At 38.9% G+C, this 11,194-nt stretch carries 2 protein-coding genes; one reads left to right on the forward strand and one right to left on the reverse strand.

The genetic code is table 11. The features are described from left to right. Positions 1-234: 234 nt before the first annotated feature. Complete coding sequence (locus KH109_RS09530) at positions 235-6,795, reverse strand: ESPR-type extended signal peptide-containing protein (protein WP_295219129.1); 6,561 nt, start codon at positions 6,793-6,795, stop codon at positions 235-237. Between the two features lie 767 nt (positions 6,796-7,562). On the opposite strand from KH109_RS09530, the gene KH109_RS09535 reads away from it, so the two are divergent. Beyond that, the gene (locus KH109_RS09535) at positions 7,563-11,054 is read left to right on the forward strand and encodes a subtype B tannase (RefSeq protein WP_295219157.1); all 3,492 of its coding nucleotides are present in this window, start codon (positions 7,563-7,565) and stop codon (positions 11,052-11,054) included. Positions 11,055-11,194 lie beyond the last annotated feature (140 nt).

The raw sequence follows: 11,194 nt of genomic DNA on the forward strand, positions 1-11,194 counted from the left end.
CCACCCTCAAACTTCTCCAAAAAAAGATTAAACCCTTATAACACTAGTAAATATCTAGTGTTATAAGGGTTTTTACACACACTTTTTGTCCTATAAGCCACAGAAGAAAAACTCCCTATGCCACACATGACATAGGGAGTTTTTTGTTTACACACTAGACTATAGCCTAACGCGCTCTCTAATGTAATTACACTCTACTATAGTAAAAGTACTCTATTAAGGTAGTGTTATCGATTAAGATAACTTAGTAAGTAATTGATTTAACTTAGCTTTTAAATCATCAATTTCAGATTGTTGTTGATTTAATTTAGCTTGTTGCTCATCAAGTTTAGATTTTTGTTGTTCATTTTCAGAACGCAAGTGACTTACTTCATCTTGCATTACGTAGATAGAGCTGATAGGACCAGCTTTATAACGTTCTGGAATCGCATCTTTTCTATCACGGTTGCCACCAAATTTATGAGTTACACCAGCATTAATCATGTTGTGGCTAGAACCAAGAGTAACACCGATGTTGAACATAGTGTCTTCAGTTTTGTAATGTGCAAGACCGATTGCACCAGCTGTTTCACCACGGTAGTTACCAATACCAGCCATAATTTGTGTTGGTTCCAATGGATCGTATTGGATTGGTTTCAACGCTGCCATAGCTGCCGCATGAGCACCTACACGTTGTGTCTCAACACCTACACGGTTAATAGCCTCTTGTAAACCTGCTTGTGCGCCTTTCAATTGGCTAACGTTTACTGCGTCTGTATCAGCTGTACCAGGTGCTACACCATGAATTTGGTTACCACCATTGTTCAAGCCATCTACAGTAAGGGATACAGGACTAGCTGCAGAGTTTGCAGGATTAATAGTCATGCCTGCACCATTAACTGTTGTAGCGTTACCAGCTGCATCTTTTACAGTTGTACCAGCAGGAGTAATCTTAGTGGATGGACCATTTTCATCACCTACAGTTACACTGTTAAGACCTTTCACGTCTTTAGCTAGGCTATATGTGAAAGTAGTACCGTCTTGTTTAACCTCAAGATTATCACCGGCTTGGAATTTAACAGTATCGCCGCCTTGTACTTTTTCAACAGTACCGCCAGCTGCAGTTACATTCCATGCGGAAAGATCTTTAACTTGTTGTTTACCAGCATCTGTTAAGTTGCTCAAATCTTGGTTTCCTGCATTATCGATTTTTGCTTTAGTTGCATCATCGATCTTAACAGTTACATCTTCACCATTGGCTACAGTTGTTAAACCATTTTCGCCTTTAATATTGAATTTCACATCACCTGTGCTCAAGGATTTTTCATCAGTAGAACCAGTGTTACCACCTAAAGAAATCTTACGACCGATTGCTTCTGTGTTTTTATCGATTTGAGCTTTGTTTGCTGCAATATTTGTTTTATTTGTTGCAATATCACCAGCATTTTTAGTGATGTTATCTTTATTTGCTGCTACTTGGTCATCAACTTTTTTCAATTGATCTTCAGTTGCCGCACGACCAGATACAGGTTGTGTTTGACCAGGAACCCAAGTTGTATTAGTCAAGCCAGTTACTTCTGGAGTTTCCACACCATCTGTAGCTTTCACTTTAGGTGCTGTAATTGTTTGATTTGCAGTGACAGTATCAAATGTTACATCTTTCTTAGTAGCAATTGTGAAGTCTTTACCATTTTGAGTAATAGAAATGTTATCACCATCGATGAACTTAACTGTGTTACCACCTTCAACTTTTTCAGCAGTACCGTTATTAGCAACTACGTTCCACGCAGATAAATCTTTAACTTGTTGTTTACCGGCATCAGTTAAATTGCTCAAATCAGTATTTGCTGCATTGTTGATTTTGTTTGCAGTATCATCGTCTAATTTCACAGTTACATCTTCGCCATTAGCTTCTGTAACAATACCGTTTTGACCTTTAATATTGAATTTCACATCACCTGTGCTCAAAGATTTTTCGTCAGTAGAGCCAGTGTCACCACCTAAGGAAATCTTACGAGCGATAGCCTCTGTGTTTTTAGCAATATTATCTTTATTTGTTGCAATATCACCAGCATTTTTAGTGATTGCTGCTTTATTGCCTTCAATATTAGCTTTATTCGCTGCTACTTGATCATCAACTGCTTTCAATTGATCTTCAGTAGCTGCACGACCAGATACAGGTTGTGTTTGACCTGGAACCCAAGTTGTATTAGTCAAACCACTCACTTCTGGAGCTGTGATTTTTTGGTTTACAGTAACGTTATCGAATGTTACATCTTTCTTAGTAGCGATTGTGAAGTCTTTACCATTTTGTGTGATGGAAACATTGTCACCATCGATGAATTTAACGGTATCGCCACCTTGAACCTTTTCAGCAGTGCCATTATTAGCTACTACATTCCATGCTGCCAAATCTTTAACTTGTTGTTCACCAGCTGGAGTCAAGTTGCTCAAATCTTTGTCTGCTGCATTATCGATTTTACCTTTAGTAGCATCATCAATTTTAACAGTTACATCATCGCCATTAGCAACAGTAGTAAGACCATTTTCACCTTTTACATTGAATTTTACATCGCCTGTGCTCAAAGATTTTTCATCTGTAGAACCAGAGTTACCACCTAAGGAAATCTTACGAGCGATTGCTGTTGTATTTTTATCAATGTTGTCTTTATTTTTAGCAATATCAGCTTTATTTGTTGCAATATCACCAGCATTTTTAGTAATCGCTGCTTTATTATCTGCAATATTTTGTTTGTTATCAGCAATATCAGCAGCATTTTTAGTGATTTTATCTTTATTATCTGCAATATTAGCTTTGTTTTCTGCTACTTGATCATCTACAGCTTTCAATTGGTCTTCAGTTGCTGCACGACCAGATACTGGTTGAGTCTGACCTGGAACCCAAGTTGTATTAGTCAAGCCAGTAACTTGAGGAGTTTCTACACCATTTGTAGCTTTTACTTTAGGCGCTGTAATAGTTTGGTTTGCAGTTACAGTATCAAATGTTACATCTTTGCTAGTAGCAAATGTGAAGTCTCTACCAGATTGTGTAATTACGATGTTGTCACCATTGATGAATTTAACAGTATTGCCACCTTCTACTTTTTCAGCAGTATTACCGTTTGCTACAACATTCCAGGCAGCCAAATCTTTAACTTGTTGCTCACCAGCTGGAGTCAAGTTGCTCAAGTCTTGGTTTGCTGCATTATCGATTTTGCCTTTTGTATCAGCATCAAGTTTAACAGTTACATCTTCACCATTAGCAACCGTTGTAAGACCGTTTTCACCTTTAATATTGAATTTCACATCGCCTGTACTCAAGGATTTTTCATCTGTAGAGCCAGTGTTGCCACCCAAGGAGATTTTACGAGCAATAGCTGCTGTATTTTTATCAATATTCCCTTTATTTGTAGCAATATCATTTGTATTTTTAGTGATGTTATCTTTATTTGCAGCTACTTGATCATCAACTTTTTTCAATTGATCTTCAGTTGCTGCACGACCAGATACTGGTTGTGTTTGACCTGGAACCCAATCTGTATTAGTAAGGCCAGTAACTTGAGGAGTTTCAACCCCAGTTGTAGCTTTTACTTTAGGTGCTGTAATTGTTTGGTTTGCAGTCACACTATCGAATGTTACATCTTTTTTAGTGGAGATTGTGAAGTCTTTACCTGCTTGTGTAATTTCAATGTTATCACCATTGATAAATTTAACTGTATCGCCACCTTTAACATCTTCAGCAGTACCACTATTAGCAACTACTTTCCAAGCAGCTAAATCTTTAACCTTTTGCTCCCCAGCAGGATTCAAATTGCTCAAATCTTTGTCTGCAGCATTGTCAATTTTATCTTTAGTGTCGTTATCAAGCTGAACAGTTACATCTTCGCCAGCTGCGACTGTAGTAAGACCATTAGCCCCTTTAACATTGAATTTCACATCGCCTGTGCTCAAGGATTTCTCTGCAGTGGAACCACTGTTACCACCTAAGGAAATTTTACGTGCAATAGCTGTTGTATTTTTATCAATATTGTCTTTATTTTTAGCGATATCTGCTTTATTAGTAGCGATATCACCAGCATTTTTAGTAATGTTTGCTTTGTTGTCAGCAATGTCATCAGCATTTTTCTTGATTGCATCTTTGTTATCCGCAATCTTTTGTTTGTTATCGGCTACTTGATCATCAACTTTTTTCAATTGATCTTCCGTTGCTGCACGACCAGATACTGGTTGTGTTTGACCTGGAACCCAATCTGTATTAGTCAAGCCAGTAACTTGAGGCGTTTCAACACCATTTGTAGCTTTTACTTTAGGCGCTGTAATTGTTTGATTTGCAGTTACAGTATCGAATGTTACATCTTTTTTAGTGGAGATTGTAAAGTCTTTACCCGCTTGAGTAATTTCAATGTTATCTCCGTCGATAAACTTAACTGTGTCGCCACCTTTTACTTTTTCAGCAGTTTCGCTATTAGCTACTACATTCCAAGCAGCTAAATCTTTAACTTTTTCTTCACCTGCAGGATTCAAATTGCTTAAATCTTTGTCTGCAGCATTATCAATTTTATTTTTAGTATCTGTATCAAGTTTAACAGTTACATCATTACCAGCAGCTGTTGTAGCAATACCATCTTCACCTTTAATTTTGAAGCTCACAGCTCCATCATTCAGGGATTTCTCCGTTGTAGAACCAGTATTACCTTCTAAGGAAATTTTATTAGCAAGAGCTGTCGTATTTTTTTGGATTGCTGTTTTATTAGCTTCAGCTTTATCGTCTGTTTTCTTCAATTGAGACATATTAACAGCATCTTTATCAGCTACACCATCAGCTACATTAGTAACTTTCATATCCCCTGCATTGATACCAGTATTACCATCAATTTTAACAGTTGGATTGCCTGCAGCATTGTTGAAAGATGCACTGTTCAAGCCAGTAAGCTCTTTCTTCAAGGATACAGAAATATTTTTATTATTTCTAGCAACAGTAATGTTATCGTCACCAGAGAAATCTACAGTGTTACCTTTTTCAATTGCTTCCGGAGTTGCTTCACCATTAGCAGAAAGATTCCATCCGTATTTATTTTGATCGATAGCTTTGTTAATTGCATCAGCCACGTTAGCAGAATCTGCCATACCAGCTGTTGCAGTCGCTGTGCCATTTGCTACAGAAATATCTTGCTTTTTACCAGAAATAGTAATGCTCTTACCATTAGCTGTAGTTGCGATGTATGTATTGTCACCATTTACAGCTAATTTACTGTTAGCAAGGTTTACGTCACCAGAACCTATATCGCCTGTGAAAGCAAGGTTAACACTCTTCAACTGTGCTACGTTAACTGCATCTGTATCTGCTGTACCAGCAGCAACATAGTTGATTTGACGAGTTTGGCCTGTTGTACCGACAGCAACACCACCTAATGTAGATGTTAAAGTTGCACCAGTTAAGTTAGCATATGTATCAGTACGACCAGTATTAGCATTATAACCTGCTACACCTGATGCAATACTAGCAACAGATTGAGAGCCAATTGCCACACCATTCGCAGTTGTTGCACTTGCACCATCACCAATAGCAATCGCTTTATTAGCTGCTGCTGTAGTGGACGCATTTGGACCAATGGCAATAGAGTTAGTCGCTTTTGCACCAGTGTTATCTCTATTAGGAGTATCAGCAGAATTAATAGATACATACTTATAAGTAATTTGATCTGCAATAGCAGCTAGCTGAGAACCATTGATAGCATCAGTGGACGTCGCGCTTACCTCACCAGGAGCCACGTTTTTCAACTGACGTTCATAACCTTTTGAACCGAAGGATACGATATCACCTGGTAATGTTGAGCTACCACCAGCCCAACTTGCAGTTACACCATTAGGTAGTGTATAGCCAGTTTGTTTGGTACCAGCCAAATCAGTAGTAGAACCACCACCTAATGCAACAGAGTTATCTCGGTTTGCTTTAGCACCCGTACCAATAGCAACTGCATTTGTTACATCTGAAGTCCCTGCAAGTCGAGTCTGTGCATCAGCCGCTGTACCAATTGCAATACTAGCATTCCCGGAATGAGCCTTCATACCAAGAGTAACACCTGCATGTCCAGCAGTTGCAGTAGTCCATCTAGGGTTACTCAAACTTACACCAGTTAATTTTTGCACCGCTGTTTGTAGGTTAGCAGATACAGTATTACCAGTATTAATATCTGTGTAATCAACGACTCTACTATTTGCACTATCAGTATCGTCACCACCAATAACGATAGATGCATCGCCCTTAGCATACGTGTTACCACCAATAGCAATACCTTGGTCGCCCTCTACAATAGCACCGTCATTGTCAGCAGCACCACCACCAATAGCAATCCCTTGTTTACTATTTTTAACCTTTGCATTTGTACCAATCGCAATCGTAGTATTACCTTGAGCAGATGCTTTCGAACCAACGGCAACACTGGCCGTACTTAATGCGGCACCACTACTAGTAGAATATGATCCGTTACCAATAGCAATACTTTCGTTACTTTCAGCATTTGCACCAGTACCGATTACAACAACATTGTTTTTATTAGCCTTTGCATCTTTACCTAAACCAATTGCATTTAAACCTGTAACGCTAGCACCATTACCAAATGCAACTGCATTCGTATTGCTACCACTAGGTACATCATTTACTGCAAATGCTACATTAGCATTTGTCATAGCCAATGCCGCAAAGATACCGGCTACTACAATTTTCTTTTTACCGCTATTATTTTTAGCAAGCTCAGAAACAACTACATAACAATTTTTAGATTTATTCCATATAACTTTAAATACTTTATTCATAATCCCCTCATAACTTAGATGATCAATTAACTTCTCTCAAGATTTCTAATCATCTTAATATCTTCATAACTGTATTGATATTTTTAAATATTTTGATGTTGAGAGTATATAAAATTTTCGATATACTTGCAAGTGATTTTTCTCACAAATTCACTGTTAACTCATATTAAAAGCAATCTTAAAGAACATGATAATTGCGCCCCTAGTCTAGAGTATTAATATTAATTCCATTAGATAATGGGTATATTTTATCCCATAAAGCCTTAGTAGATAAGGGGTTTATTCATAAAATCCTTAATTTCTAATTTTGTAATTATTCAGTAAAAATAATAAAATCTATAATTTTGAATATAGCTAAAAGTTATACCAACAACCTTTTTCACATTTAAAAGAATATATAAATTTATATTTTAATCCTTTAGTACCAATAATTGCTCATCATTTTTTGTGCAAATACTTATGTTATAGCAAAGTTTCTATTATATGTTCTTATAAGTTATATATCTAATGGATTACATTTAACCTCTACGGTTGAGACAGATGTAAATAAAGTATATATAAATAAAAAACAACACTATCTATACGTTACCATAGTCTGAGTAAGCAATATTTAACTTTTCATTTATAAATAGATCACCTGTTTATTACTGATATTCCTTAGATTTTTGATAAGTATACAAATATATCGATTTATGTTAAACTATGTAAATATAAATAAATTTTAAAATTATAAATTATTATTTGAAATCTAGTTCGGAGAGTAATTCATGAAATCATCTAGGAAACGTAAGGTTACCGCTGCATTCTTTGCAGCTGCAGCGTTGGGTGGTGTTGCCCACGCAGCCCCTACACTCAACATGAATGATTTGGTAGGTTCGAACACTACCACTGAATCAACGGCTCAAGGCAATAATAATATTGCTACTCCAGTCGTACGACCTATGGCAACTCAGCCTACCCCTGTAACTACACAATCAGTTCCAAAGGTAACACCATTAATACCGCGTGTACGTCCAGTACCTGTAAACGATATTGCAAAAGCTTTATCAGATCAACAACGGGCTGTTTCACAACCACAATATGTTGTTAATAAACAAACTAATGCTGTCATGGAACCAACATTGGCCATGCATAGCTTGATGAACGTACAACGTAAAACTGAACCTGTTACAGTACAAAAACAAGTTGATGGCAAACAGCAAGTACAAACGACACAGGTACAACGTACTCCTGTAATGGTTCAACAAGAATCTACAATACCTTTAGTTATTGCTAATACAACTCAAACTAAAGCCGTTGTAGCAAAACAAAAATTAACTATTCGAGATATTCAACGTGCAGAACGTGAAAGATTAGCTCAATTAGCAGCAGAAGAAGCCGCACAACAATCAGGTACAAACCAAGTTGATCAGCAAATGGTTGCTCAAAAACAAGCTGAAGCTCAGCGTCAAGCTGCAATTCTAGCAGAACAACAACGTCAAATGGCTATGCAAGTAGAACAGCAACGGATTGCACAGCAACAAGCTGAGGCTCAACGCCAAGCTGCTTTGCAAGCTGAACAACAACGTTTAGCTACCGAGCAAGCTGAAGCTCAACGTCAAGCAGCTCTAAGAGCCGAGCAAGAGCGTATCGCTGCACAGCAAGCTGAACAAGCTCGTATCGCTGAAGCACAACGTCAAGCTGCAGAGCAAGAACGTCTTCGTATCCAAGAAGAACAACGCCGCATTGCACAACAACAGGCCGAGGCTCAACGTCAAGCGGCTATACAAGCGGAACAACAACGTATGGCTGCAGAGCAAGCTGAAGCTCAACGTCAAGCGGCTTTAAAAGCAGAACAAGATCGTATTGCAGCTCAACAAGCGGAACAACAACGTATCGCTGCCGAACAAGCTGAGGCTCAACGTCAAGCAGCTATGCAAGCAGAGCAACAACGTATTGCAGCTCAACAAGCGGAACAACAACGTATCGCTGCTGAGCAAGCTGAAGCTCAACGACAAGCGGCTCTAAAAGCGGAACAAGATCGTATTGCAGCAGAACAAGCTGAAGCTCAACGACAAGCTGCCTTAAAAGCTGAACAAGAGCGTATCGCAGCAGAGCAAGCTGAAGCTCAACGTCAAGCGGCTCTAAAAGCTGAACAAGATCGTATTGCAGCTCAACAAGCTGAAGCTCAACGCCAAGCCGCCTTAAAAGCTGAACAACAACGTATCGCTACTGAACAAGCTGCTCGCCAACGTGCAGAAGCTGCTGCTAAAGCTGAGGCAGAACGTCAAGCGGCTATAAAAGCTGAACAAGATCGTATTGCAGCAGAGCAAGCTGAGGCTCAACGCCAAGCGACACTCAAAGCTGAACAAGATCGCATTGCAGCACAACAAGCAGAAATGGCTAGACAAGCTGCAATTAAAGAAGAACAAGAACGTTTAGCTGCTGAGCAATTAGCAAAAGAAGAAGCTGAATCCGCTGCTAAAGCACAAGCTGAGGCAGAAGCAAAAGCTAAAGCCCAAGCTGAAGCTGCCGCTAAAGCTCAAGCTGAGGCAGAAGCAAAAGCTAAAGCCCAAGCTGAAGTTGCCGCTAAAGCTCAAGCTGAGGCAGAAGCAAAAGCTAAAGCCGAAGCTGAAGCTAAAGCACAAGCTGAAGCTGAGGCAAACGCTAAAGCTCAAGCTGAGGCACAAGCTAAAGCTCAAGAAAATAAATTACCTCAATCTTATGTAGATGCTCGTAATGAAGCTTCCACAAAAGGTGCTGGTGTAACGGAAGAAAAAAATATTCTTTCTCAACCAATAGAACCGCCATTGCAGGCCGATACATCTGCGAAGATTAGCCTTACTTTCGACGTGAAGAATTATGAATCCATGTCTACTACTGTAGATAATAAGGAAATCAAATATCGCGCCTTCGAATATATCCCTTACGTGGCTAATCCAATCGATATCGATCAACAGTACATGAACATTTATGTACCAGAAGAATACTTCAACAATGGCACTATAAATGGTTACAATACGCAAACAGCCCCTATCTTCATGCCAAATGCGGTAGGTGGTTATATGCCAAGCCAAGCTATGACTCCAAAAGTAGAAAATGGCAAACCTAATAGTGTTCTTTACGCATTATCCCGTGGCTATGTAGTAGCTTCCCCAGCTACACGTGGTCGTACAAATAAAGCATCCGATGGCAACTTTATCGGTAAAGCGCCTGCAGTTATTGTTGACTTACAAGCTGCCACAGCATACTTACATGCTAACGATTCCACAATGCCAGGTAATGCAAACCGTATCATCACTAATGGTACAAGTGCTGGTGGTGCTGTATCCTTATTGCAAGGTGCCACTGGTAACAACTCTGACTTCCAACCATATTTACAAGCATTAGGTGCTGCTACAGCGGCAACCAATGTATATGCAGTTTCTGCCTATGCACCTATTACAAACCTTGATGCGGCTGATATGGCCTATGAATGGAGCTATAAAGGTATTACATCTTTCAATAAAGTAACGATGGGCCAAGGTGAATTGCCTCAGGCCAACGTAGGTGGCAATACAGCTCCTCCGCAACGTACAACGCAACGTGTAAACTTGAATGCTGATGATGTAGCATACTCTAACTTACTAAGTGAACACTTCCCAGAATACGTAAACAATTTACAATTGCATGACTCTATGGGGCGTGTATTGAAACTAGATAAGAATGGCAATGGTACTTTCAAAAATTATGTGAAAGCATTCATCATCGATGCAGCTAATAAAGCACAAGCTAAAGGTACTGATTTATCTAAACATACATACCTTGTACGAGATAATAAAACAGGCGCTATAAAAGATATTAACTGGGAAGCTTACAATCAGTTTGTAAGTCGTTCTAAAGCACCAGGTGCATTCGACTCCCGTTCTAATGACTCTGGCGAGAATAGCCTATTCGGTACAAGTGCTACAGATAATAATCACTTTACAATTACTGCTGCATTACACGATACAACACCTAACCAAGATGTATACGTAGAAAATGCTAAAATCGTTACTATGATGAACCCAATGAACTATCTCGGTTCTCCAGCAGCGACAAATGCACGCTACTATCGTATCCGCTATGGTACAGCTGATAGCAATACATCCGTAGCCATCCCATTGATCGTAGGTACACGTGCTCAAAACCTTGGGTACAACGTAGATATGGCAACACCATTTGGTGTAGACCATTCTGGCGACTACGATTTAGATGAATTATTCAACTGGATGGACAATATCGTTAAAAACGGTAGATAATAACAACTAAATACATACCATAACAAAAAAGGAGCTACCTATGATATGTACCCCCTTTACTGGACAACCAGTAAAGGGGGTATTTTCATGAGATATAGTTATGAATTTAAAAGAAAAGCAATTGAATTATTTAATCAAGG

The sequence above is a fragment of the Veillonella sp. genome (assembly GCF_018381775.1).
Taxonomy (GTDB): Bacteria; Bacillota; Negativicutes; order Veillonellales; family Veillonellaceae; genus Veillonella.